The sequence below is a fragment of the Maribacter algae genome (assembly GCF_047345745.1).
Classification (GTDB): domain Bacteria; phylum Bacteroidota; class Bacteroidia; order Flavobacteriales; family Flavobacteriaceae; genus Maribacter.
The window spans coordinates 365,717-390,995 of the sequence record NZ_JBLFES010000003.1 but is presented as its reverse complement, the minus strand read 5'-3'; the positions used below and the strand labels follow the sequence as shown (position 1 = coordinate 390,995).

General features: G+C 38.8%; 22 protein-coding genes. 14 read left to right on the top strand and 8 right to left on the bottom strand.

Annotated elements, in window-relative coordinates; translation table 11 throughout:
* Positions 1-65 precede the first annotated feature (65 nt).
* Entirely contained in the window at positions 66-644 is a 579-nt protein-coding gene (locus ACKWBX_RS13310; RefSeq protein ID WP_413969192.1) for a hypothetical protein, read from the top strand.
* 4 nt (positions 645-648) lie between these two features.
* Positions 649-2,085 (top strand): flotillin family protein, encoded by a 1,437-nt coding sequence (locus ACKWBX_RS13305; protein WP_413969191.1) that lies wholly within the window; start codon positions 649-651, stop codon positions 2,083-2,085.
* 62 nt (positions 2,086-2,147) lie between these two features.
* On the opposite strand, the gene ACKWBX_RS13300 is transcribed toward ACKWBX_RS13305, so the two are convergent.
* A complete protein-coding gene (locus tag ACKWBX_RS13300; protein ID WP_413969190.1) occupies positions 2,148-3,365 on the bottom strand; it encodes a family 16 glycosylhydrolase in 1,218 nt (405 codons plus the stop codon).
* A 214-nt stretch (positions 3,366-3,579) separates the two neighbouring features.
* Between ACKWBX_RS13300 and bioB the strand changes: the two genes are divergently transcribed.
* Together bioB and ACKWBX_RS13290 are read left to right on the top strand one after the other, a co-directional pair.
* A complete protein-coding gene (bioB, locus tag ACKWBX_RS13295; protein ID WP_413969189.1) occupies positions 3,580-4,674 on the top strand; it encodes a biotin synthase BioB in 1,095 nt (364 codons plus the stop codon).
* Between the two features lie 79 nt (positions 4,675-4,753).
* Complete coding sequence (locus tag ACKWBX_RS13290) at positions 4,754-5,620, top strand: cupin-like domain-containing protein (protein WP_413969188.1); 867 nt, start codon at positions 4,754-4,756, stop codon at positions 5,618-5,620.
* 136 nt (positions 5,621-5,756) lie between these two features.
* Here ACKWBX_RS13290 and ACKWBX_RS13285 read toward each other — a convergent pair whose 3' ends face one another.
* Positions 5,757-7,517 (bottom strand): FAD/NAD(P)-binding protein, encoded by a 1,761-nt coding sequence (locus tag ACKWBX_RS13285; RefSeq protein WP_413969187.1) that lies wholly within the window; start codon positions 7,515-7,517, stop codon positions 5,757-5,759.
* Positions 7,518-7,888: 371 nt separating this feature from the next.
* On the opposite strand from ACKWBX_RS13285, the gene ACKWBX_RS13280 reads away from it, so the two are divergent.
* From ACKWBX_RS13280 to ACKWBX_RS13265, 4 genes are all read left to right on the top strand, one after another.
* A complete protein-coding gene (locus ACKWBX_RS13280; protein ID WP_413969186.1) occupies positions 7,889-8,413 on the top strand; it encodes a DUF421 domain-containing protein in 525 nt (174 codons plus the stop codon).
* 329 nt (positions 8,414-8,742) lie between these two features.
* The gene (locus ACKWBX_RS13275; RefSeq protein WP_413969185.1) at positions 8,743-9,801 is read left to right on the top strand and encodes a sensor histidine kinase; all 1,059 of its coding nucleotides are present in this window, start codon (positions 8,743-8,745) and stop codon (positions 9,799-9,801) included.
* Between the two features lie 71 nt (positions 9,802-9,872).
* Entirely contained in the window at positions 9,873-10,625 is a 753-nt protein-coding gene (locus tag ACKWBX_RS13270) for a LytR/AlgR family response regulator transcription factor (protein WP_413969184.1), read from the top strand.
* A 371-nt stretch (positions 10,626-10,996) separates the two neighbouring features.
* The gene (locus ACKWBX_RS13265) at positions 10,997-12,277 is read left to right on the top strand and encodes a M20 metallopeptidase family protein (protein ID WP_413969183.1); all 1,281 of its coding nucleotides are present in this window, start codon (positions 10,997-10,999) and stop codon (positions 12,275-12,277) included.
* Positions 12,278-12,419: 142 nt separating this feature from the next.
* Here the strand turns inward: ACKWBX_RS13265 and ACKWBX_RS13260 are convergent, their stop codons facing one another.
* From ACKWBX_RS13260 to ACKWBX_RS13250, 3 genes are all read right to left on the bottom strand, one after another.
* The gene (locus ACKWBX_RS13260) at positions 12,420-12,896 is read right to left on the bottom strand and encodes a regulatory protein RecX (RefSeq protein WP_413969182.1); all 477 of its coding nucleotides are present in this window, start codon (positions 12,894-12,896) and stop codon (positions 12,420-12,422) included.
* 147 nt (positions 12,897-13,043) lie between these two features.
* The gene (locus tag ACKWBX_RS13255; protein ID WP_413969181.1) at positions 13,044-14,591 is read right to left on the bottom strand and encodes an Rne/Rng family ribonuclease; all 1,548 of its coding nucleotides are present in this window, start codon (positions 14,589-14,591) and stop codon (positions 13,044-13,046) included.
* 256 nt (positions 14,592-14,847) lie between these two features.
* Entirely contained in the window at positions 14,848-15,138 is a 291-nt protein-coding gene (locus tag ACKWBX_RS13250) for an HU family DNA-binding protein (RefSeq protein ID WP_013306152.1), read from the bottom strand.
* 127 nt (positions 15,139-15,265) lie between these two features.
* On the opposite strand from ACKWBX_RS13250, the gene mutY reads away from it, so the two are divergent.
* The 6 genes from mutY (at position 15,266) to ACKWBX_RS13220 (ending at position 20,894) form a co-directional block, all read left to right on the top strand.
* A complete protein-coding gene (mutY, locus tag ACKWBX_RS13245) occupies positions 15,266-16,315 on the top strand; it encodes an A/G-specific adenine glycosylase (RefSeq protein WP_413969180.1) in 1,050 nt (349 codons plus the stop codon).
* 25 nt (positions 16,316-16,340) lie between these two features.
* Positions 16,341-16,811, top strand: a complete 471-nt coding sequence (locus tag ACKWBX_RS13240; RefSeq protein ID WP_413969179.1) for a single-stranded DNA-binding protein — start codon at positions 16,341-16,343, stop codon at positions 16,809-16,811.
* Positions 16,812-16,827: 16 nt separating this feature from the next.
* Positions 16,828-18,156, top strand: coding sequence for a gliding motility-associated protein GldE (locus ACKWBX_RS13235; protein ID WP_462044489.1), 1,329 nt, complete (start codon positions 16,828-16,830; stop codon positions 18,154-18,156).
* A complete protein-coding gene (gene gldD / locus ACKWBX_RS13230; RefSeq protein ID WP_413969178.1) occupies positions 18,146-18,697 on the top strand; it encodes a gliding motility lipoprotein GldD in 552 nt (183 codons plus the stop codon). The genes ACKWBX_RS13235 and gldD overlap by 11 nt, the downstream gene beginning before the upstream one ends.
* 113 nt (positions 18,698-18,810) lie before the next feature.
* Positions 18,811-19,758, top strand: coding sequence for a pyridoxal-phosphate dependent enzyme (locus ACKWBX_RS13225; RefSeq protein WP_413969177.1), 948 nt, complete (start codon positions 18,811-18,813; stop codon positions 19,756-19,758).
* Positions 19,758-20,894, top strand: a complete 1,137-nt coding sequence (locus ACKWBX_RS13220; protein ID WP_413969176.1) for an MBL fold metallo-hydrolase — start codon at positions 19,758-19,760, stop codon at positions 20,892-20,894. The genes ACKWBX_RS13225 and ACKWBX_RS13220 overlap by 1 nt, the downstream gene beginning before the upstream one ends.
* 18 nt (positions 20,895-20,912) lie before the next feature.
* Here the strand turns inward: ACKWBX_RS13220 and ACKWBX_RS13215 are convergent, their stop codons facing one another.
* The 3 genes from ACKWBX_RS13215 to ACKWBX_RS13205 form a co-directional block, all read right to left on the bottom strand.
* Entirely contained in the window at positions 20,913-21,341 is a 429-nt protein-coding gene (locus ACKWBX_RS13215; protein WP_413969175.1) for a hypothetical protein, read from the bottom strand.
* Between the two features lie 506 nt (positions 21,342-21,847).
* On the bottom strand, positions 21,848-24,358 hold the full coding sequence (locus tag ACKWBX_RS13210) for a TonB-dependent receptor (protein ID WP_413969174.1): 2,511 nt from the start codon (positions 24,356-24,358) through the stop codon (positions 21,848-21,850).
* Entirely contained in the window at positions 24,351-25,259 is a 909-nt protein-coding gene (locus tag ACKWBX_RS13205; protein WP_413969173.1) for a FecR family protein, read from the bottom strand. The genes ACKWBX_RS13210 and ACKWBX_RS13205 overlap by 8 nt, the downstream gene beginning before the upstream one ends.
* Positions 25,260-25,279 lie beyond the last annotated feature (20 nt).

Here is a 25,279-nt window from a genome sequence, read left to right as displayed (position 1 = left end):
CTCAAAAAATAGTATCTTTCAATGGACTTTAAAAGAAAGTCCTATAACCAACTAAATCTATTGTTATGGAACAATGGTTCGCTGCCTTGTCGCTTTTTGAAAAAATTTATTGGGTCACTGCCCTAATTTCTTCAGCAATTTTTCTTGTACTGATCGTAATGACACTTGTTGGTGGAGACGCTGATGATTTGGGCGGAGATGTAGATGTTGAGATAGAAGGCGATACGGGAATCGGTTTTCAGTTCCTTTCATTTAAGAACTTAATGGGGTTTTTGACCATTTTTGGATGGTCAGGGATTGCCTGTATCGAAAATGGTCTTTCAAAACCGATTACGGTCTTGATTTCCGTTATATGCGGTTTGATTATGATGACGGCCATGGCCGCCTTATTTTATTACCTGGCCAAATTGCAAAGTAGCGGTACGTTAAAACTAAAAAATGCTCTTGGCCAAATAGGGGAAGTCTATCTTACCATCGGTGCCAACCGTTCCAGAATAGGAAAAGTAAGTATTAATGTGCAAGGAACGCTACGCGAATTGGAAGCCTTGACGGATGAAGATAAAGACCTTGTGCAAAGCAATGTGGTCAAGGTCAAGGAAATTACCGCAAACGGAATATTAATTGTTGAACTCTTAAATAAATAACTATATGCTATTACCATTACAACTGGGCGGAGGTGCCTCTTTGCTGGCCATAGGCTTTGCAATACTGTTCTTTTTCATTATTATTATTTCTTTCATCAGGAGATATAAAAGATGTCCTTCTGACCGTATTCTAGTAGTGTACGGTAAGGTGGGTACCGGAAATTCCGCTAAATGTATCCATGGTGGGGCCGCATTCATTTGGCCGGTCATCCAAGATTATGAATTTTTGGATCTGACCCCTATTTCCATTGAGGTAGATTTGGCCAATGCCTTGAGTAGACAGAACATTCGTGTTAATGTTCCATCTCGTTTTACGATTGGTATTTCTACGGAGCCGGGTGTTATGCAAAACGCAGCTGAAAGACTTTTAGGTCTGGGAATGCAAGAGGTACAGGATTTGGCCAAGGAGATTATTTTTGGTCAATTGCGTTTGGTGGTGGCCTCTATGGATATTGAGGAAATCAACTCGGATAGGGATAAATTTTTGACCAATATTTCCCAAAGTGTAGAATCGGAATTAAAGAAGGTAGGCCTTAAACTGATTAACGTAAACATTACGGATATCGTAGACGAGTCCGGATATATCGAAGCGCTTGGTAAAGAAGCGGCGGCGCATGCCATAAATGCCGCCCGTAAGTCGGTCGCGGAGAAAAATAGGGATGGTTCCATTGGTGAAGCCAATGCGGTACAAGATCAACGTACCCAAGTGGCGGCCGCTAATGCAAAGGCGGTTGAAGGGGAAAACGTGGCGAAAATCAATGTGGCCAATTCGGACTCGTTGAGAAGACAACGCGAAGCGGAAGCGGAGCGTACGGCGATAGCTGCCGAAAAAGTACAGGCGGCAAAGGCATTGGAAGAATCCTATGCAGCGGAAAAAGACGCTGAAATTGCAAGGGCCGAACGGGAAAGAAGTTCCCAAATGGCAGATGTGGTAGTTCCTGCGGAGATTGATAAAAAGAAAGTAGAGATCGATGCCGAAGCGGAAGCGGAAATGATCCGTAGAAAGGCGAAAGGTGAAGCGGATGCTATTTTGTTTAAAGCACAAGCGGAAGCAAAAGGTATTTTTGAAGTATTGACCAAACAGGCAGAAGGTCTGGATAGAATCGTAAAAGCCGCCGGGAACGACCCTAAAGATGCGGTATTGTTACTGATTGCGGATAAACTACCTGAACTGGTCGAAAAACAGGCCGAGGCGATTAAAAATATTAAAATCGATAAAGTTACCGTTTGGGATTCTGGTGCCAAAGGCGAGGATGGTAAAAACTCAACGGCCAATTTTATCTCAGGAATGTACAAGTCGGTTCCTCCGCTTCAGGAGATGTTCGACATGGCGGGAATGCAACTGCCGGAATATTTAAAAGGAAAAGATGTGGCACCGAACACCAGCGATTCTTCCGATGCTAAAAAAACCTCAAATTCCGACAAGAATAAAGGGGAATAGCATTATAAAGCCAAAAAGCCCTAACAGTGATCTCCATTACCGTTAGGGCTTTCATTTAGAAATTATTTTACAAAAGTCGTGGTGAAGGTGTAGTCCGTATTTTTTTTCAATTTTTTAGCTTTCACATTTTTAATGGCTTTTCCATAACCTGCTAAAATTTGAATTTCGGTTTCATATGCCACTTCATCACCCTCCATTACTTTAAAGAGAAAGGATTTATTAGTATTGGCTTTATAAACATAAGGAATACTGATTTCGCCTTTGGATATGGTCGGTGTTTCAAATAATCTAATTTCTTCCTTGTAAATTTCCGAGCCTTCTCCTTTAAAATTTTTAGGGTTTTTAGTTTCAGTATCAATATCCACCAATGTATATGCACGTACCCAGTTGTAGTATGAGGTATTTATTTCATCATTTTCCAGTTCTTCATTGTTCGGGTACGGTTTGGCCCAGTTATAGGTCTCCGTAACCATATTTATCCCCATGGGCCTAGGAAAAGGCTCGTCGACCACATCGGTTCGTATTTGAACATCTCCGACCAGTTTGTCATCTGCATAAAAAGAAACTTCGTTGGCATTTTTCCAATGGGCTGCGTAAGTATGGAAATCTTGCCATGATTCCGTGCTCAATGTGGCATTGGATGCAAGCCCATTTCCTTCAACGGCATTATTCCCGGCGGAATAGAATTTTTCCTTGCCTCCTTCACAGTCAATATACCTATAATGTGTGTTGAAGTTCATATTTTTTCTAAACTTGTCCCCCACCGTAATTTCGCCTCCAATACTCTCTGCAATATCCAATTCCTGACTGAACTGGTCTTTTTCGCAATTACCGTTGCTTATTTTTGTGGTAAAGTCTACAGGTACTTTCTTGTTGGACATCCAAAAAGTGGTGGACATATTTATGCGCGAAGCTTTAAAACGTGCTTCATAATATCCAAAATGTGCGCTTTTTTCCAATGATTGCACTGCGCCACCTTTTATACTATACTTTTCTTTGGTATGATTCGTAATGGATTTATCCAACACACCGTTTTTAATCTGTAACATCCCCGAATGCACCGAAACGGATTCCGGGGAAAAAAATCCTGGTGTTCTTCCTTTCCAACCGTCATAGCTATTTTTCCATTTCATGGCATCCAGTGAATTTCCGTTAAATTCGTCCGAATACTGAAGGTTCAGCACCCATCTTTTTCCAATTTCCGGTTCCGGAGGGTCTTTTTTGTCAAGATTGGGCGAGGTAGTTAAAATGGATAGTAATAGAAGGAATATAAGTTTCATAATCGTATAAATTTGAGTCGAAAATTATAGATTAATCCTTATAACGGCTACAACAAATTGTATGGAAAGGCACCACATATGTTGAATAACCCTATTTGAAAGTCTAGTCTATTTGAGGATAGGGATTTTTCAACATCCCGTAATGTATTATTTGAAGTTAGAATTTAAATTTCTAACCTATTTCCGCTATTTTTGGAATCATCAAGAAGATAATATGGCCGAAGTAAGACACAACTGGACGAAAGAAGAAATTTTAGCAATTTATAACAGACCTTTGATGGAATTGTTATATGATGCAGCTACCGTTCATAGGGAAAACCACGACCCTAATACGGTTCAAGTATCTACCTTACTTTCTATAAAAACCGGGGGTTGTCCAGAGGATTGCGGATATTGTCCACAAGCGGCCCGTTACCATACGGATATTGAAGGGAACGATTTAATGACCGTACCACATGTAAAAGCGCAAGCCCTAAGGGCAAAGGCTTCCGGAAGTTCTCGTGTGTGTATGGGAGCTGCTTGGCGCAATGTAAAGGATGGTCCGGAGTTTGACCAAGTTTTGGAGATGGTGCGGACCATTAATAAGTTGGATATGGAGGTTTGCTGCACTTTGGGAATGCTTACCGAAAATCAGGCAAAACGTTTGGCAGAGGCGGGATTATACGCCTACAACCATAACTTGGACACTTCTGAAGACTATTATAAAGACGTGATTTCTACCCGTGCTTTTGAAGATCGTTTGGAAACTATAGATAATGTGCGCAAAAGCAATGTAACCGTATGTAGCGGCGGTATTATTGGGATGGGCGAAGCTTTGGAAGACCGTGCGGGAATGTTGGTCGCTTTGGCATCCTTGAATCCGCAACCGGAATCCGTTCCCATAAATGCCTTGGTTGCCGTTGAGGGTACTCCAATGGAAGACATTGAGCCTATTGCTATTTGGGATATGATACGAATGGTGGCCACTACGAGAATCGTCATGCCCGAAACGCAAGTGAGATTGTCTGCCGGCCGTACCGAAATGAGTAGGGAAGGCCAGGCCATGTGTTTCTTTGCGGGTGCAAATTCTATTTTTGCTGGAGATAAATTGTTAACGACCCCAAATCCTGATGTAAACGAGGATATGGAAATGTTCAAGTTATTGGGGCTGAATCCTCAAAAGCCTTTTACCAAAGTGTCTCAGCCCAAAACAGTGGAAGCTTCAGAATCCGAATTCCAACCTTTAGGGGAGAAACCAAAATGGACAAGACCAAGCCACACTATTGAACGAAATGAAATGGCCAAGCAGAAAGCCAAGCTGACTAACTGAACCTACATTTTGTAATTTTTAAGAAAATGTTTTCAAGAGGTTAATTAACTTTGGGATTCCTAAAAAAACCCAAATACCATTGAAGCTAGTTGAAATTCCTAGGGTAAAGCGCATTTCAAAACAGGACTTTTTAAAGGACTATCTTAAACCACAATTACCTGTGGTCATAGAAGAATTTAATGGGGATTGGGCCGCTCATTCCAAATGGTCGTTCGCGTATATGAAAGAAGTGGCAGGGGATAAAATTGTTCCCCTGTATGACGACCGTCCGGTACATCATGAAGATGGTTTTAATGAACCACACGCCCAAATGAAGATGTCCGAGTACATAGACCTTTTAAAAAGTGAGCCTACCAAGTTTCGCATTTTTCTTTGGAATATCTTAAAAGAGGTGCCTGTACTTCAAAAAGATTTCAGTTATCCGGATTTTGGTATTCGCCTTCTGAAAGGTGTTCCCATGTTGTTTTTTGGAGGGGAGAATTCACATACCTTTATGCATTATGATATAGACCTTGCCAATATCTTCCATTTTCATTTTGAGGGCGAAAAAGAGTGCGTGCTTTTCCCTCAATCGGAGAATAAGCATCTTTATAAAGTTCCTTATTCCATTATTACCCATGAAAGTATTGATTTCTCCAATCCTGATTTTGAAAAATGGCCCGCTTTAAAGAACGCTAATGGTTTTAAAACTGGACTGAAACATGGGGAAGTATTGTATATTCCTGAAGGATATTGGCACTATATGAAATACAAAACTGCCGGTTTTTCTATGAGCCTACGCGCTTTGGCCAGAAACCCCTTTAATTTTGCGCACGCGGCTTATAACATTTTCATCATGCGCCATTTTGACGTGTTGATGCGAAAACTAAAAGGCCAACGCTGGATCGACTGGAAAAATGAAAAAGCCATTTTTAGGACGAATAAGTTGATTTCACAAAAACCTTAAATTGATTTTGAACTTTTACGAAAAGTAAATGTTCCTCTGATAGATAATATCTTTAACGATATTAAAAGTTCAATATGTAGAAAAGAAAAACCCAAGTAATCTTTTACAGACCATAGAGATGCTTGAGTACGCAGTATTAACTGTCTTTATTATGATTTTTATATCGCGAAATAACTCCTTTTGCCCAATCATCGGAACGATCGCTAAAACACTCCGCTATAGCGTCAACACCGATAAGGGTACCTTTGGCCAATCTTCCCAAGACGGAAAACGATATATCTGGTTTAATACCTTTTTTAGCTATGGTCGCATCTTTTTCTGTACGAATCCCTAAAGTGTCGCATAACGACTCAATTTCGGATTTATTTATTAGACCCTTTGGTAATGGACTGATTACCTTTTGAATTTGTGGAGAGTCCAACACGGAATTGACCATGATATTGGCTATTTTGAAAGTTCCATTTTTTTCTATCTTCCAGCCACCTTCTCCTAGTTCAATGTTCGGATCATGAACAAAATCAAGAGTCATATTCCCGGATTCGAGGAGCGCCAAAACCTGTTGAAGGCTATCTACGGGTGGGCCGTAAGTATACCGTTTTAGCCGTTCGTCCAGGGCGACAATATCACTGATAAGCTCGTCGGATAACGGTGCGAAAGATAACAACTTATACATGGTAGGCTGGCAATGACGCCATACATGGCCAATACAAAAATCCAAACTCACTTTTTCATGGCCTGTAGCCATTCCTATGAATTTTCGCATCATTGTTTCCGAGGATAGATCCTTGGATATTATGAGGTCGTGTTCAAAATCCTCGTCGGTTAACCAAGCCTTGATTGCGGCAATTATTTCTTCTTCCGAAAGGCAGTGGTCAAGAGTCTTGCCCTGTAAACCTGCGAACTTGGCCCAGATTATTGGTGCTATTGCTTCTATTAGAAATTTTGGGGATGTCAGCAAGGTGCTAGAATTCATGGATTCTTTGATCAATAGGCTATATTTGTTGAGCTCTCTCTCAGTAGGAACGTATTTGGAATCAATTTTTTTGTTCAATGGTTTTGGCGCCATTGGAAGACCGTTGAGCGAAAAAGGAATGATATTTTTCGGTTCCCGACCACTTTCAAAGTAAACCATTTCGCGGGTCTTGGAATCCTTAACTTCAAATGTTCCACCTCTGCCTTCTGTCAATGATCTGAGAACATCGATCATTGCCAATCCGAAACCTCTGATTGCGACAATATCCTCAACATTTTGGTGGTCTAATTCCAATATCCGGTCCAACGGATAAGGTTGGGTATATAACTTCACATTATCAAGATTTGAAACACGATTTTCCCATCCCTTCAACTGGTCGTCCGGTTCAATGGGTTGATGCCCAATGCACATGACAGCCTCTGTAACTTGATAGCTTTTTCCACCCAAAACATCTATTTGTATTGAGTCACTATTAAAATTTACATTGATGACTTCCCCATGTACATATTCCATCAGTTCCCTCTTTAAAAGTTCGGATGATAAACTTTTAAAACGTTCCAGAAGATATAATCCAAGCTGTGAACGAAGGGGGAAACGATCAATTGACGTGTCACTCTCATTTTGGTCATTATACCCACACCATTGTTGAAAATTTGGGAAGGGGGGAATTGTAAAATACTCAGTTACAATTTCTTCTCGAGGTGGTATATCTATTGCACGTTCTGAGACGTTCAACCAATTACTGTCGGGTTGTTGAGGATTGTATACAGGTCCGGCTCCAGGGAATTCCGAGCGTTCGAAAACAAGTGTCCTAACTTGTTTATGGCGATTCGCAGCTTCCTTGTAGAGAGATTCCAAGGCGGATAAACCCCGTGGACCACACCCAATAATACCTATTACGGGTAATTTATTATTTGTTTTCAAATCTTAAATTTTAAGGGACATCAAATATTTACTTTCTCATTTTTATTTAAAATCTTCAGACCCGGTCTTTAAATTTTTTATAGTATCAATAGATATGTTTAGTATAGACTCTGGAACTGCTATTTAATTCTGAGATTTTCATATTCTAACATTTCTAAGTGAAGGTAGTTTCTTTGAACCTTTCTTGAAAGGCGGGAAATTATTCGGGTCATTATTTTAGGGTTATCAGTTTGATGATAATCATCTTCGAATCATTTACTTGTATAAATTAAGATATGCTATTTTGAATAGCGGCAATAGATTTTCCTTTACAGCGAGATTTTTGGAGGCAATGCGGTACTTTCGAAAAACAAAACTAAAATTAACATATTATGAAAGAATGGATTTTGAGTAGCACTGATATTATAGGATATATAATACTTTCGGCGATTGGAATTTACGTAGCGGTCATACTTTTTACCAGAATTTTTGGTAAACGTAGTTTTTCAAAAATGTCCAGTTTTGATTTTGCGGTGACAATAGCTATCGGTTCCATTATAGCTTCCACATTATTGTCTTCTTCGGTAAGTCTGTTAGAAGGTTTGGTGGGATTGGCAACGGTGTACTTGCTTCAAGGACTGGTAGCTTTTTTAAGAAGATATAAATTGGTACGTGAAATAGTAGATAATCCTCCATTGCTTATCATGGAAGGAAAAGAAATTCTTTGGGAAAATCTTGAAAAAGCGAATGTTACAGAGGATGATTTAAAGGCCAAATTGCGGGAGGCGAATGTTATTGAACTAACTGAGGTATTGGCCGTCGTTTTTGAAGCAACCGGTGATATTGCGGTATTACATGCTATCGACTCCGATAAAACGCTAGAGCCTTGGCTTCTTGAAGGAGTAGCAAGAAATTAATTGAAAAACGAACAGCTAACCAAAACTGTTATATTACAAAAGGAAAATCCATTTCTAGGACCTATCGATTACTCTTACAAAATTATCTTCATAAATAATTTTTACGCTCTTTATAAAATCCAAGGCAGCATATTACAATTCAACCATAGGTAACGACGATTCAACGTAAAGTCATTTCATTCATTGACCAAAGCTTGGATATTTGCCCCGATACTTCATCTTATTGTTTTACATTTAAAATTCATAAAACCCAAGAAATACAAGTTTAACTCGAGTGTCACTAACAAAAATTTAAGAACATTATCTGGTTAAACTATAATCCAATTACTATGCTCGTAAACAAAGAGAAACGTATAGAATATTTGGGCTTTAACGACTTTTGGTTTTCGGTCTTTGGCATTCTGATCTTAAGTGTAGCGACTTCGTTTCTGTTTAATGATATATCCGGTTTTTCTTTTATAGAGATACTCATCGTCTTAGGGGTAGCCCTGTTTTTTGCTATATGTGATTGGTTCATTAACAGAGCGATCATGATTCGTTTGCGGAAAACCTATCCTGATTTAAAGGACAATGTCAGGCGTTTGATTATTTTTTTTATCGCTATCGTTGCCACCATACTTATCGTGGATTTTTTAGGGGTTCTTTTCTTTTCTTTATTACTAGAAAACGTTAGCTATAATTTTCAAGAACGGAGTAAATCCTTGGTATTCATCATCTTCATCACTATTATGATAATGGCTATATACGAAGCTATTTACTTCTTTGTGCGACTCAAAAAATCCATCAAAGAAGAAGAGCAATCCAAGCAAGCCATTATTCAAGCTCAATTGGATGCGCATCGAAATCAGGTTCAACCACATTTTTTCTTTAATACCCTGAATACGCTACGGGATATCATCGACCAAAACCCCAAAGAAGATGCAAAAGAGTTTGTGGACAAGCTTTCGGACATGTACCGCTTTCTTCTGGAATCGGGCAACGCCAACCTGATTTCACTCCGGGACGAATTAAAATTTGCCAAAGCCTATATACACATACAATCGGAACGGTTTGGGGACAACCTGAAATTGAATTGGGATATTCCCAAAGCTTCTTTGGATGCTATGATCGTGCCGATGAGCCTGCAATTGTTATTGGAAAATGCGATCAAGCATAATGTCATTTCCAAAGCGAAACCACTTGTGGTGCATGTAAAAATCAAGGATGATCGTATTGTTGTCGATAATAAAATTCAATCAAAATCCACACAACTACCTTCAACTAAAGTGGGGCTCAAAAATATCGAAAAGCGGTATGCATTGCTTACCGATAAGCTGGTCGACATACAAAACGACGGAAATCGGTTTTCGGTTTCCCTTCCCTTATTAAAAACTACGGCAAAAAAATAGTCATGAAATAAGCCAAAACAATTCTTGATGCCAACCGAGAAAATTATAGCTAATATGCAAAAAATAGACCGATGAAAATAGTGATTATTGAAGACGAAACGCGTGCAGCCAACCAATTGCAAAGTATGTTAAAGGCCTGTAACTTCAATTATGAATTGTTGGATATTATGGATACCGTTGAGGATGCCGTGCTATGGTTTCAAGAAAACACAGCACCGGATTTGGTATTTATGGATATTCAATTGGCAGATGGATTGAGTTTTGAAATTTTTCAAAAAGTAGCCATAGATGCCCCCATTATTTTCACAACGGCTTTTGACCAATATGCAATCCAAGCATTTAAAGTGAACAGCGTTGATTATTTATTAAAACCCATTCAAAAAGAGGATTTGAACAATGCCTTGGATAAGTTTACGAAATCCAACAAATCCGCTACAGTGAATCCTCTTGTTTTAAAGCAACTTCTGGACAGTATGCAGGCACCTCCAAAAAGAGAAGGACTATTGGTAAAAGAAGGAAATGGGTTTGTGCAAATTAAGATTTCTGAACTGTTGTATTGTTATTCCGAAGATAGCATCACTTTTGGAGTAACTTCAACAAAGCGTTTTATTATCGATGAAACCATAGACCAATTATTCGATTCCCTGGATGAAACCAAATTCTACAAGATAAATCGCGGTCAGATTGTCGCCAAAACGTCCATCCAAAAAATAGACCCATATTTCAATCATAGGGTCAAACTTTCCATTGCCAATCCAAGAGATCAAGAATTTATTGTTAGCAGACCCAAGACAAGTGATTTCAAAAAGTGGATGAATACATAGCAAGGTAACCGGAAAGATAGATACATCAAAACTTAACTTACTTATTTGTAACCGATTACGCTACTCTTAATAAAAATCGAGGAGGATTACCTGACAACCTCTCGCCTGCGCTCGAGGAGACAACTTGAACTGCTAATAAATTAATAGATAATAATAGTTTAAGGGTTTAAATATAAATCGAATTCAGATTCAAAAAAGGTATTTCAAAAAAACAGACATCCTATAAAGCAGTTGATGATAGTTTAACCTCTCTTAACGATACTCTAGCAAAAAGACCTGTTGAGACAGAACGCTAAAACGGATATTGCGCCTATATTAATCTAAAGGATAAAAAAATGACTTTAACTACAAGAATACTCCGAACTTCGTTAATGATACTATTTCTATTTAGCGGGCTGCTTACTATGGGTCAAAATGCAACAAGGCCAACTTCCATTCACAAATCCGTTAAATCGCGCACCGATGCCATTTTTGATAGTCTAGTGAAAATCCGAAGAGACTTTCACAGATATCCTGAGATTTCAAGGGAAGAAAAAAGAACGTCAGAAAAAATTACTGTGTATTTAGAATCCTTAGGGCTGGAAGTTATAACGTGTGTGGGCGGCTATGGTGTAGTGGGCATCTTAGATACGGGTAGGCCCGGAAAAAGAATTGCTTGGAGAGCCGATATTGATGCCATAGCGACCAATATACCCGATGTGGTAGATTTTTCATCAAAAAACAAAGGCGTACGGCATATTTGCGGTCATGACCTGCATGCTGCCATAGGCATGGGAATTACCAATGTTTTGGCCCATCACAAGAATAAATTGAACGGTATCCTCTATTTTGTTTTTCAACCAGCGGAAGAAATGAATGAAGGGGCACAGGCCATGATCGCAGATGGATTGTTTGACCTTATCCAACCTGATGAAATATATGGGCTCCACATGTCCCCATACCCCGTTGGTACTATAGCCACGAAAGCTGAAAATGTATTTGCCCATATCACCGTTGCGGAAATAATATATAAGACATCCCATAACCAAAACGCTTTGGTCGATTTTACCAAAAAATTGATGAAGAGTGCGCAGACCTATGGTCCAAACGCTGAATTCTGGGACAATAACAATCTATTTAGCCCAAAATTAGGCGTAACCAATCCCAATACCATTTATAAGGACTATACCGCTCTTATGAGTGATTTTGAGATTCAACAATCCAACGATACATTAAAGATTAGGATCTTGCTCAATACGAGTACCAAGGAACGACTGGATTTATTCTTACCCTTGATAAAAAGCAAAATTGAAGCTTCTGGCTATGCTAAAGAATTACTAACCGTTCGCTTTAATTTACAGAAAGGATTACCAGTTATGGAAACCCCTATGAACAACGAAGAACTCACCTATAAAACCATAAAGAGCATTTCTGATATCTATGGAAAACAAAGTGTTATTCCGCTATATGGTGTTGCCCCACTTCAATTTAGTGATGATTTCGCCTATTTTCAGAAATCTGTACCTGGGGTCTATTTCTTTTTGGGTGGATCAAATCCTGAGAAAGGCATTGCTGCGATGCCGCATACTCCCAACTTTGCGGTAGATGAAGAATGTATAAGAACTGGGGTCAACTATTTTTCCTCTATGATTATAGAAAGGCTTCAAGAATAGTAGCAATTTTTTAAAAAGGTCCCATAAAATTGAAGCGGCCGTTGTAGAAATGATTCGTTTCTGCAATGGCCATAAGTGTTTAAAAGAACTGGGACTTTTGACTTATTTTTCTCCAAAAATCTTTGGAAAATAAAACAAAAAACTAGTTCACCAATTCCTGAAGTTTTGCATAGACCAAATGACTTTCCCAGCCTCGGTATAATAGATAGTCCGCTAGTTTCTTTTTGCGTCTTTGAGTGTTTTTTTCGGTGATTTGAGCGAGTCTTTTTTTGGCTAGGGCATCCAATGTTTCCAAATAACTATTTTCGTCAATTTCTTTTAAGGCAGTAGAAATATTGAACCGAGAAATATCACGTTGTTTCAATTCGTTTACGATTCGGTTTTTACCCCATTTTTTAATGTTGAACTTCCCTCGGGCAAAACTTCGGGCAAAACGTTCTTCGTTCAAATAGTTTTCTTGAATAAGATGCGTGACAATTTGGTCAATGGCCTCGGGAATCATTCGCATTTCTTTTAATTTTTGGACAACCTCTTTGTGGCAACGGTCTTGGTAAGCACAATAGCTTTCCAGTTTTTTGCGAGCTTCGGTAACAGTAAACGAAGTGTTGTTATATTTCATTGAAATGCAAATATATGAAACAAAAAAAGCGACTCTTTTTGGGAGTCGCTTTATGCAAATCTTTTTTGAATAAAACCCTTCGGCTATGCTCAGGGTAGGTTCAAAAAGGTTTCTTTGGGAGATTAAAAATCCTAAAGAAAGTCTTCACTAATATATGGTTTTACCGTCTTTGTTCTTGAAACGATACTCGAGATACGTGTAGGCATCTCTAGGTTGTATTTTAATCCATTTTTTATGTTCCAAGAACCACTTGGTACGTATAGATGGGAACCCTTTTGTGATAAACGCCGCTATAAACGGATGTATATTTAGTGTTATGCTATTATCCTTTGCAGGGCCTTTTAAAAGACGTTCAAGATCCACGTTTATCTTATCTATTAAAACTATCGGAGCTTCCACTTCTTGACCGTTACGGTTGGGGAGTTCTTCGGTTGTTTTGATATTCATTTCGGGTCTTACGCGCTGCCTGGTTATTTGAATGAGACCAAATTTACTTGGCGGTAAAATTTTGTGTTTTGCGCGATCATCCTTCATCTCTTCCTTAAGATGTTCAAAAAGCTTTTTCCTATGCTGGGGTTTTACCATGTCTATAAAATCGACAACGATAATACCTCCCATATCCCTTAAACGAAGCTGGCGTGCTATCTCTGTAGCTGAAAGCAAGTTCACTTCCAAGGCAGTATCTTCCTGATTTTTGGCTTTGTTGGACCTATTACCACTATTTACATCTATCACATGTAAAGCTTCCGTGTGCTCAATAATCAAATAAGCACCTTTACTCATGGCGGCGGTTCTTCCAAAAGATGTTTTTATCTGTCTTTCGATACCAAATTTTTCAAAAATAGGAACGGATGTATTATGAAGCTTAACAATGGATTCTTTCTCTGGGGCAATCTCTGCCACATAATCCTTTATTTGTTCATAAAGGGCTTCGTCATCCACAAAGATTCCCGTAAATGTATCGTTGAAGACATCTCTTAAAATGGAAGAGGCCCTGTTCAATTCTACCAACACTTTTGAAGGTGTCTTTGCGCGGTATAGTTTTTTACACATTGCTGACCATTTGTTCAGCAAATTTTCTAGGTCTTTGTCTAGTTCTGCTACTTTTTTGCCTTCTGCAACTGTCCTTATGATAACACCGAATCCTTTTGGTTTAATACTCTTTACGAGCCTTTTTAAACGGTCCTTTTCTTGGTTGCTTCCAATTTTTTGTGAAACGGAAACACGATCCGAAAAGGGGACCATGACCAAATAACGCCCAGCAATGGAAAGTTCTGAACTTATTCTGGGTCCTTTGGTGGATATGGGTTCTTTGACAATTTGTACTAAAAGGGACTGATTGGCTTTTATGACATCGTTTATACTGCCATGTTTATCAATATCTTTTTCGAACGGAAAGTTTTTTAAGGAATAATCCTTGAGCCTTCCGGAACTCACTTGTTTTATAAACTTAAGCATAGAAGATAATTGCGGCCCGAGGTCATGATAGTGCAAGAATGCATCTTTTTCATACCCAACGTTTACGAACGCCGCGTTGAGACCCGTTACCGGTTTTCTGATCTTGGCGAGAAAAACATCGCCCACAGAAAAATCATTATTATCTTCTTCTTTATGCAGTTCAGTGAGTTTTCCGTCTTTTAGTAAAGCAAAATCAACGGCATCGGAACTAGATCTTACGATTAATTCTCTATTCACCTGAATGTATTTTGTATCCCTCCCAGTATTTTTGGGAGCGGATTGATTAAACAATGTTGAAAACAGATTTATAAAAATCTGCCGGGGTTTGTTATTGAAACCTCTATGTCAAGGAACGTATTAAAATGAAAAAGTAGTTTTTAAAACTACTTTTTCTTGTGTCGGTTAGCTCTCCTGCGCTTCTTACGCTTGTGGGTAGCTACCTTATGTCTCTTTCTTTTTTTACCACTCGGCATAAAGTTCTTCTTTTAGATTATTATTTTACTTGTACGTTACTTTTAACTCCTTCTACAAAAACCTTTGCCGGTTTAAATGCGGGAATATTATGAGCAGGTATTTTTATTGTGGTGTTTTTGGAGATATTTCTTCCGGTTTTTTCGGCTCTAGTCTTTATAATAAAGCTTCCAAAACCTCTAAGGTAAACATTATCGCCGCTTTCCAATGAAGTTTTCACTTCTTCCATAAAAGATTCTACCGTTGCCTGTACATCTCCTTTTTCAATTCCCAGTTTATCTGAGATTTTCGATACAATTTCCGCTTTCGTCATCTTACAATATTAGATTTTCTGTATGTTTTTTCGGGTTGCAAATATATAAATTAAATTGAATCTTTCTTCCTAACGAGCTAATTTTAAGTATATAAACTGCTACTTTTATTCCTTAGTATTAAAGTGAATGACATTTTCCGAAAAAATATTGACCTGGTACCGTGAAAACAAGCGTAGCCTACCATGGCGGGGTACAAAAGACCCTTATAAAATATGGCTCTCCGAAATCATGTTGCAACAGACCAGAGTGGCACAGGGTACTCCTTATTATTTGAAATTTGTAGAAACGTTCCCCACTGTTTTTGATCTTGCAAAGGCACCCGAAGAACAAATATTGAAATTGTGGCAGGGTCTGGGCTATTATTCAAGGGCCAGAAACCTTCATGCGACCGCAAAAATGGTAGTCAATGATTATAATGGTAATTTCCCCGGTACTTATAAAGAACTTCTCAAATTAAAAGGCGTGGGCGATTATACCGCCAGTGCTATTGCCTCTATCAGTTTTGATGAACCCCAGGCCGTGGTAGACGGGAATGTGTACCGAGTCTTGTCCAGATATTTTGGGGTAGATTTACCCATAAACAGTCCACAGGGCATCAAATATTTTAAGGAATTGGCCACTGAGGTAATGGATAGGAAGCGTATTCGGGATTACAACCAAGGGATTATGGAGTTTGGTGCAATACAATGTAGGCCCAAAAATCCGTACTGTCTGCACTGTCCTTTAAATGACGGTTGTATGGCTTTAAAAGAAGGGAGAGTAGCCACATTGCCCGTAAAAATGAATAAGACAAAAGTCAGAAATAGATACTTTAATTACATAGTGCCGGTTTACAGTAATGGAGCTGAAACCGCAACTACTTTTTTAAAACAGCGAAAAGGAAAAGGTATCTGGCAGGGCCTATGGGAGTTTCCATTGTTGGAATCCGAGGGTTCCATCGATAAAAAATATATAGCATCAAATTACACCGAAGTTTTGGGTGTCAAGAAAATAAATGGAATATCGCTCTATAATGAAAAACCGGTTATCCATAAATTGTCCCATCAACACTTACACACTCATTTTTGGATTTTGGAAAGTGATGAAGAATTGGAAGAAGGGATTTTGGTATCAAAAATCGAAGCATTTCCGGTTCCTGTTTTAATTGCGGACTTCATCAAAACATTTAAATTTTAGTACTTTTGAATATTAGACAAAAATTATGAGTGGTACATTAAATAAGGTTATGCTAATTGGGCATTTGGGAGATGAGGTAAAGATGCATTATTTTGAAGGTGGCGGGAGTATTGGCAGGTTTCCGATAGCCACCAACGAGACCTACACAAGCAAGCAAACAGGTGAACGCGTTACCAATACGGAATGGCACAATGTGGTGGTCAGAAACAAGGCGGCCGAAATTTGTGAGAAATATTTGGGTAAGGGCGATAAGGTATATGTAGAGGGAAGGCTTAAAAACAGGCAATGGCAAGGTGAGGATGGTAACACCAGATACACTACCGAAGTACACGTTCAGGATTTTACCTTTTTATCCACCAAGAAAGAAAGTTTGGCGAATAGTGCAGGTAATGCGCAACCGACCCAACAAGCGGCCCAAAACACTTCTGTGAATACACCAAGCCAATCTACACCCAAGGTGAGCGAACCTGAACCTGAGGATGATTTACCCTTCTAAATTAAAGTACTGACTATTGGACCCTGACCCTTATTATTTTTTATTGAATTTTATGGTTATGGACAGTGCTTTTGCGCTGAATATTGTAGTTCTTATTGTGTTATTGGCTTCTTCCGCGCTCATTTCCGGTGCGGAAGTAGCATTGTTCGGTCTTTCCGGTACGGAAATTAAGGAAATGGCAGACCAAAAAACGGCCAAAGGAAATATGCTGATCGCACTGTTGGAGCGTCCAAAGAAGTTATTGGCCACTATTCTAATTACCAATAATGCTATTAATATTGGGGTAGTGCTACTCTTTAATATTATCGGTGATACCTTGTTTTCGAATGTTACCAAGGTTTTGTTCGGGGTGGTTTCGCTCCGGTTTATTTTAGAGGTCGTAGTGGCTACTTTTTTAATATTGATGTTCGGTGAGATTCTCCCAAAAGTTTATGCCAATAGAAATAGGCTCAGTTTCTCCTATTTTATGGCGTATCCTCTGAAAGTATTGGATTTTCTGTTTTCTCCGTTAAGTCTGCCAATGCGTTCCGGAACTATTTTTCTATACAACAAATTGGGCAAGGAAAAATCCAACTTAAGCGTAGATCATCTTTCCCAAGCCTTGGAACTTACCTCGGATGGGGATACCACGAAAGAGGAGCAAAAAATATTGCAGGGCATCGTAACGTTCGGAAACACGGATACCAAACAGGTCATGTGCCCTCGAATCGATATTTTCGCCCTAAGCGAGCAATTGAAATTCCCCGAAGTATTGGAAGAAATAAAGAAGAACGGCTATTCCAGGATTCCGGTTTTTTCGGAGAACATAGATAAAGTATTGGGCGTTTTGTATGTGAAGGATTTGTTACCCTATTTGGAAAGAAAGACCTTTAATTGGACCAAACTGATCCGTGAACCCTACTTTGTTCCTGAGAACAAAAAGTTGGACGATCTGCTCGCCGAGTTTCAGGAAAAAAAGAATCATTTGGCGGTCGTCGTGGACGAATATGGGGGGACTTCCGGTATTGTGACCTTGGAAGATATTATTGAGGAAATTGTAGGGGATATCAGTGATGAGTTTGACGATGAAGACCTTGTTTTTTCAAAATTGGACGATTATAATTACGTTTTTGATGGAAAGACGGCACTCAAGGATTTTTACCGGGTGGTAAAATTGGAAGATGAAATGCCGTTTGAGGATAATAAGGGTGAATCCGAAACCATAGCGGGTTTTGTTTTGGAAATAGCAGGAAGTTTTCCACGCAGGGGTGAGAAAGTGTTTTTTCAAGACTACGTTTTTGTGATAGAGAGTTTGGACAAAAAAAGATTAAAACAGATAAAAGTTACCATGCCCAATGAAGCTTAATTATTTGGCCGTCATTTGTTTTGTGCTCCTTCTTGTGAATTGCAAAGAAGAAAACCCTATACCCAAGCCCAAGGCGTTGATGCGTTTGGAATACCCGCAAGGTCAACTAGAGACTTTGAAAACGGATAATTTTGAGTTTCAATACAATGAGTTGGCGAAAGCGAAAGCCAATAACGAGGAGGCGTTCACTATTGAATATCCGGAGATGAAAGGGGCCATTTTCATCAGTTATAAAAAGATTGATGATAATCTGAACAAACTTATAAGGGATGCCGAGAAGTTAAGCTACGAACACGCTTCCAAAGGGCAAATCATACCATATCCGTTCGTTAATCCTGAAAATAAAGTATACGGCGCATTGTTCGAAGTTCAAGGCGATGCTGCTTCCCAGTCACAATTTTTCGTAACGGATAGTACTGAGCATTTTTTAACAGGCTCTGTCTATTTTTTCACCAAACCCAATTATGACTCTATTTTACCGGCCGCGGCCTACCTGCAAAATGATGTCCGCATCATCATGGAATCCTTAAAATGGAAATGACGATTGCGTAGATGCCGTATCAGTTTTTGGTTTAAGGACATACTCGAATAAGTAAACGTATTGATCAGAGGGAATTCAAGTAATTTATAACTTGGGCTCAAGAACAAAGAATTATGATAAAACAGGACCTATTGGATTGCCATTTGCGGATAAAACCCCATATTCATAATACTGCTGTACTTTCTTCAAGGCTCATCAATACAAAAATAGGGATAGAGGTATTCTTTAAATGTGAAAATTTTCAACGTGCCGGAGCTTACAAGATTAGGGGAGCTACCAATGCCATTTTACAATTAAGCCATACTCAAAAAAGCAAAGGGGTGGTAACCCATTCCTCCGGTAATTTTGCACAGGCACTTTCGTTGGCCGCAAAAAATATAGGCGTTCCCGCCCATATTGTTATGCCTTCCACTGCTCCAGCAGTTAAAAAAGTAGGGGTCATGGAATACGAGGGAAAAATATATGAGTGCGAACCTACGTTAAGGGCACGACAGGAAATGGCGGATATTATCGTAAAACAAACCGAAGCTACTTTTTTGCACCCCTCCAACAATGAAAATGTTATTATGGGCCATGGTACTGCGGCCATGGAATTATTGGAAGGGCAGCCCAATTTAAACATGATTTTTTGTCCCGTAGGAGGTGGTGGTCTCATTGCAGGTTCCGCTTTGGCTGCAAATTATTTTGGAAAGGACTGTACGGTGTTGGGAGGTGAGCCATTTTCGGTTGATGATGCCTACCGCTCATTAATGAGTGGTAAAATCGAAGGAAATGAAACAACGGATACCATTGCAGACGGACTCAAAACTACCTTGGGAGATAAGAATTTTCCAATTATTCAGAAACATGTCCAAAAAATTGTTCGCGTTACGGAAGCCGAGATTGTAGATGCCATGCGTTTGGTCTGGGAACGCATGAAAATCATCATTGAGCCTTCAAGTGCCGTTACGGTAGCCGCTTTGATCCGAGATGCGAACGAGAATCCATCAATCTATAAGGATAAGAAAGTAGGAGTCATTATTTCCGGGGGCAATGTAGATCTAAACAATTTGCCTTTCTAATGCGTAAACTTTTAAAAGCGTTCAAAAAAATGTTGTTATTCGCAAGCGGTCTGTTTTTGGCCTTGGTTATTGTAGTTATCCTATTCGTAAATTTAAGTCCGGAGTTTGGCAGAACTCCTTCTAAAGAGAAAAAAGAGCTATTTCGCAAATCTCCTAATTTCAGGGACGGGGTCTTCATAAATATCGGAGATGTAAAATCGGAAATGGATTTTAATAAATTCATGAAGATGCTTGGCGGTTATATTAAGGGTAATCCAAATACTGAACCTGATATAAATATTCCCGTTCTAAAAATTGATTCTACATCAGTAGCCCAATACACCGGCCCAACAAGATTGGTATGGTTTGGCCATTCAGCTTTTCTATTGCAGATAGAGGGGAAGAATATTTTAATTGACCCTATGTTTGGCGATGTCCCCGCACCACACCCTTTATTAGGACCAAAAAGATTTAGCAAATCCCTGCCTATTGAAATTTCAAAATTACCGGTAATAGATGCCGTAATTTTTTCCCATGACCATTACGATCATTTAGATTATGGGTCTATTCAATTATTAAAGGACAAGGTGGGTAAATTTTATACCCCGTTAGGTGTTGGATCTCATTTGGAAGAGTGGGGTATTTCTAAAAATGATATTTTGGAGATGGATTGGTGGGATGAAATTACATTTGAAGGATTACAATTAGTTTGTGCCCCGGCACAACATTTTTCAGGAAGGGGATTAACGGATAAGGGCAAGACACTGTGGAGTTCTTGGAGCATCATTTCGAGCACTGAAAAAATCTTTTTTAGTGGAGATAGCGGTTATGGCGCCCATTTTAAGGAAATAGGGGACCGTCTTGGTCCTTTTGATTTCGCTATGATGGAATGTGGACAATACAACGAACTTTGGAAGGAAATACATATGATGCCCGAAGAAACAGCGCAAGCCGGACTAGATGTGGGGGCTAAACAGATAATGCCCATTCATTGGGGAGGGTTCAAATTGGCCATGCATCCTTGGACAGAACCAGTGGAAAAGGTTTCCAAAAAAGCAGGGGATTTAGGATTGCCTATAATTGTTCCGAAAATTGGGGCTTATATCTATTTAAACGAAAATGAAACCGATATGGAAAAGTGGTGGTCGGGGGATTGATTTCTTATAGTTGAACGGCTAATTGGCCAATAACGCTTCGGCCTGTGCAATGCTAGAATTTATTTTTTCCTTTACCCTTTGCACTTTTTCTTCTTCTTCGTTCAACCATTTTTTCTTCTCTTCCGTAAGCTCTTTGCCTTCCAATATTTCCTCGGAATCAAAACGGTCACCAAAGCCATGCATCCAATCCATCATGGCTTTGTTCGCATTTTGTAAATCCAACATAGCTTTTCCTTGTGGAGATTCAAGACCTAAGGAATCTGCCATAGGTTTTAATTTCCCCACGAGTTTCCCCACTTTCCCCATTTTGGGCATCACTTCGTCATGTATGGCCATGACCTGTTCCATTTGACTTGGGCCTTCCTTTACTTTTTTGGTTTCCTCTTTACAGGAAATGAACAGCATGGCTATAATGCTAAAAAATAACAAGGGAGTTTTATGTATCATTCAATTTATATTTAAGGAGTAACATTTAAAGTCGCTATAGCTATAAGTAAATATAAAGATAGAAATAAGCAGTCTCTTCATGTTAATGGATAAATGAAAATAGCAATGGATTGGTATTATTAAAGCCGGATAGAAAAAAGATTAAATTTTATTAGCGTGTAATTAATTGATTTTCAGTAAAATAAATTTTTTTTTAAAAAAAGCTATTTTTTTTCAGGAGTTTTTTAAAAGAGATTGTTTTATAATAAAAGACTAAGAAACATGAAAAATCTCAAATCAAACTCAAACCCTACCGATGTTGAAACGCAAGAATTTGAAAAAATCTTTAAATATCAACAAAATTTCCTCAATGGTTTAATATTTATATTTACGATACAATACTTAGTATTAATTGTATTAATATAAAAATCCCCCAATTTCTTAGCAACACTGTACATACTTATTATGGATGGTGAAACTATTAAACACTGTGCCACAACTAGGCGCAGTGTTTAATTCTAAAATAATCAGAAAAATAGTTTGAACGTTGCGTTGGGAGTAATACCTAAGGAACTTTGATTGTTTTCCTGAACTTCGGACATAGTATTTACTCTATAAAAGGTATTGATGGTGTTGTTTCGGTCAAGAACATTCCATAGTGCTATACCTACTTGTCCTCTTGTTTTGTTACCTAATGTAAATTCTTGTTTGGCAGAGATGTCCAATCGTAAGTAATCATTTTGTTGCATTGCGTTGGCAGGACCAAAATTTATTTCTCCGTCGGTTACGGGATTTGCCTCCAAAGGTATCGTCAGTGGCTTTCCGCTCCGCCAATTTAAACCACCTGCAAGGATAAGCTTTTTTAGGGTATAATTGGCGCCTACCGTAAAAGTTTGTGTAATTTCAAAATTATTGGGAAAGCGAACTTCCGGTAGCCCATTAAAAGTGTAAGTACTGTTTAGGTACGAATAGCTTAACCAAGCAGATACTTTAGGAAACTGTTTGCGAAGTAGTAGGTCAGCACCTAGCGCGTCATAAGCTCCAGTGGTTTTAACGAACTCATAATTGTTTAGAAAGCCTTGACTTTGGGTGGTAATACCGTTTACTTTTTTATAAAAGGGAACAAAGTTTAATAGCCAGCCTTTCTTTACATAATTTCCTCCAATAGAGAATTGTTTGCTGGTAATCACCGGAATGGACCCATTATTGGAAAGTTGCCACCTCCTTTTTTCTACCCCTAGGAAATCGTTTTGAAAGTTTATCACCTGAGAGGTATTTTGATGTTTAAATTCCCCTAAAATTTCCGCGCCAAAACCTTTTCCAAAATCATGGTTAAGACTAAGCCTGGGTTCCCAAATCTGTTTTTTGAACTTGTCCAGGTAATTAAAACGTAGACCTACATTTACGTGTGTCTTTTTATTGTTTCCCAAAAATCCTAACTGTGAATAGATGCCATGGGTTTGCAATACTTCTCCTACCAACAAAAGAAATTGTGGATTATCAATATTGTCTAGATTGGTTACTTTGGTTTCTACAAAATGGTAACCGTTGGCCCATTTTATATTTTCATTTATTTTATAGTTTGTATTGAGTTTAATACCTGTTTCCGAAACTTCATTTTTCTGAAGAAAACGTTGATCGGTCAAGATATTTACATTACTTGCATTTAAACTGTAATCCGTTTCGGAAATAGAAAGTTGAGTATCAAAATTAGACGACCAATTTCTCTCATAATATAAAGCACCGGCAATACTTCCTTGGTTTAGGTCGCTTTGACGTATCTCTTCCATTCCGCCAACGGTGGCATTCTCGTTGAAAAGGATATTGTTGTTGGTATGGATAAAGTTAAAGCGAATCTTATCCTTCCCGGAAGGATGATAAAGCAGGCGAAAGGATACGTCATAAAAGTCAAAAGCAATATCGGAATTTTTGACGGTTTCCGTGTTCTGCTCCAGCTCCGTATCTTGGGCGATACGATTAAAATACTCCGAGTATGTAGGTGTTTCTATAAAGTCGCTGATAGATTTTCTAGCGGCAATCTGTAATGAGGCTTTTTTTCCTAATGGAGTATCTATAAAAGCATTGGCATCGATTAAATTTACACCAAGGCTACCCTTTAATTCTGAATTGATATTATCACTGGTATGCATGGCGATCGTTCCGGAAACGCCATCGGTTTCCGAAGCATTAGTTCCATTTTTATAAAGGATTACCTTTTGGGTAATTTGCGGATTGTACATGGATATTAATCCAAAGAAATGCCCGGATTGGTACATTTTTATGCCATCCCATGTAATTAGGTTTTGGTCGTTGCTCCCTCCCCTAATATTGATGTTGGATACGGTTTCGTCTATACTCTGAATACCGGGAAGTGCCTGCACGGCTTGTAGCACATCATCTTCAATAAGGCCAGGAAGCAGGCTAAACTTATTGAAATCTATTTGATATGCACCATTGTCCAACTGATCAATACCGCGGATCAGGTAATCATATACGACCACTTCTGCCAGTTGTTCTTGATTGGGCAAAAGATAAATATCCGAACATTTCGCTGTATTCAAATGTTGAATTTCTCTTTCTACATAAGTATATCCTATATGTTTTATTTCAACGATATTAGAACTACTATTTAGAGGGAGTTCAAAGAAACCATTTTCGTTTGATATGGTTCCGGCAGTACCGTTTTGAATAGTAACAAAGGGCAAAATTTCATTCGTATCCCTATCTCTAATATGACCGCAGAGTATACGTTGCTTCTTTTTTAGGGTAATGATACTTTCGGAAACGAATACGAATTCTAACTGACTTACGCTACTCAGATACGAGACAGCCTCTTTTAAATTAAAAGTGTTTTTAGGGGGCGTTGCGGAAATCCCGTCCACCAAAGTTGAGACGTAATTGAACTGCACCTTAAATCGCTGTTGTAAATCAGCAAGAATGGTAGATAAAGGCTTTGTTTTAATGGCCTCTTGTGAGGACAGATTAAAACAGGAGCATAGAAAGAAAAGATATGTTAAGACAAAGTACTTTTTATTCACCTGTACTTAAACGTACATCGCCTTTGTTTATTATTTCAAAGGTTAGTCCAAGGGGCTCGCAAACGGCCAAAAGGGCGCTGTTCATGTCATCATGGGTGAAACCACCTGTAAATAATTCGTTTTTATTTATTGTTTTGGCGGTAATGGTAATATTGTATTGTCTTTCAAGTTCCGATAGTACTTCGGAAACCGGTACACGGGTAAACTGACTCATATTATTGGTCCATTGCGGACTTTCAACAACATGTTTACCGGTATTTATAAGACTATTGAACGAGGAAAGATTATCTCCGGCATGTAGTATTTCAGTATTGTCACCCATAGTTACTCTTACCGTACCTTCATAACAGGCTACTTGAAAAAAATCACCTCTTTGTTTTACGTTAAATTCCGTTCCAAGAACGGTAACGGTACCTTTCTCGGTCAAAACATCAAATTTTGCACCCTTTGCAACGTCAAAGAACGCCTCGCCCTTCAAAGTAATGGTTCTGTTATTTGCCCAATCATCTTTATCATAGCTCACTTCAGAATCTGCATTAAGGACTACGCGAGATGCATCCGGGAGCTCAATGGTGGTTTTTTCGGCTAAAAGTGTCTTGGCGGTCGTGGGTTTTTCAAAAATCGTAAAATAGTAAATACCCAATGAAATGACCAGAATACTGGCAATACGCATCATAGGTTTAAGCCATTTTAACTTTATGACTGGTGTATGCGAGTTCATTCTATGTTCCTTGAAGGTATCAAAATCGGGCATAGTAGAGAATTGCGAAGCTTTAAAATGCTTGGCGTCAGAAACTATATCCTTGTAAAAAGAGGCATCTTCCATCGTATTGAAAGATTTGTTTTCTTCCTGCGTCAGTTCGTCTGACAGCCATTTTTGTACTAAGTTATCGTTGTCCATAGGTTAGGCACTTTGCATAT

Excerpts from the sequence above, each read along its gene's own strand:
- gldD (WP_413969178.1), top strand. The coding sequence starts at position 18,146 with ATGAAGCTTAATTATTTGGCCGTCATTTGTTTTGTGCTCCTTCTTGTG.
- ACKWBX_RS13215 (WP_413969175.1), bottom strand. The coding sequence starts at position 21,341 with ATGATACATAAAACTCCCTTGTTATTTTTTAGCATTATAGCCATGCTG.
- ACKWBX_RS13250 (WP_013306152.1), bottom strand. The coding sequence starts at position 15,138 with ATGACGAAAGCGGAAATTGTATCGAAAATCTCAGATAAACTGGGAATT.
- ACKWBX_RS13205 (WP_413969173.1), bottom strand. The coding sequence starts at position 25,259 with ATGGACAACGATAACTTAGTACAAAAATGGCTGTCAGACGAACTGACG.
- ACKWBX_RS13305 (WP_413969191.1), top strand. The coding sequence starts at position 649 with ATGCTATTACCATTACAACTGGGCGGAGGTGCCTCTTTGCTGGCCATA.
- ACKWBX_RS13225 (WP_413969177.1), top strand. The coding sequence starts at position 18,811 with ATGATAAAACAGGACCTATTGGATTGCCATTTGCGGATAAAACCCCAT.
- ACKWBX_RS13300 (WP_413969190.1), bottom strand. The coding sequence starts at position 3,365 with ATGAAACTTATATTCCTTCTATTACTATCCATTTTAACTACCTCGCCC.
- ACKWBX_RS13220 (WP_413969176.1), top strand. The coding sequence starts at position 19,758 with ATGCGTAAACTTTTAAAAGCGTTCAAAAAAATGTTGTTATTCGCAAGC.
- ACKWBX_RS13275 (WP_413969185.1), top strand. The coding sequence starts at position 8,743 with ATGCTCGTAAACAAAGAGAAACGTATAGAATATTTGGGCTTTAACGAC.
- ACKWBX_RS13240 (WP_413969179.1), top strand. The coding sequence starts at position 16,341 with ATGAGTGGTACATTAAATAAGGTTATGCTAATTGGGCATTTGGGAGAT.
- ACKWBX_RS13265 (WP_413969183.1), top strand. The coding sequence starts at position 10,997 with ATGATACTATTTCTATTTAGCGGGCTGCTTACTATGGGTCAAAATGCA.
- ACKWBX_RS13270 (WP_413969184.1), top strand. The coding sequence starts at position 9,873 with ATGAAAATAGTGATTATTGAAGACGAAACGCGTGCAGCCAACCAATTG.
- mutY (WP_413969180.1), top strand. The coding sequence starts at position 15,266 with ATGACATTTTCCGAAAAAATATTGACCTGGTACCGTGAAAACAAGCGT.
- bioB (WP_413969189.1), top strand. The coding sequence starts at position 3,580 with ATGGCCGAAGTAAGACACAACTGGACGAAAGAAGAAATTTTAGCAATT.
- ACKWBX_RS13310 (WP_413969192.1), top strand. The coding sequence starts at position 66 with ATGGAACAATGGTTCGCTGCCTTGTCGCTTTTTGAAAAAATTTATTGG.
- ACKWBX_RS13280 (WP_413969186.1), top strand. The coding sequence starts at position 7,889 with ATGAAAGAATGGATTTTGAGTAGCACTGATATTATAGGATATATAATA.
- ACKWBX_RS13260 (WP_413969182.1), bottom strand. The coding sequence starts at position 12,896 with ATGAAATATAACAACACTTCGTTTACTGTTACCGAAGCTCGCAAAAAA.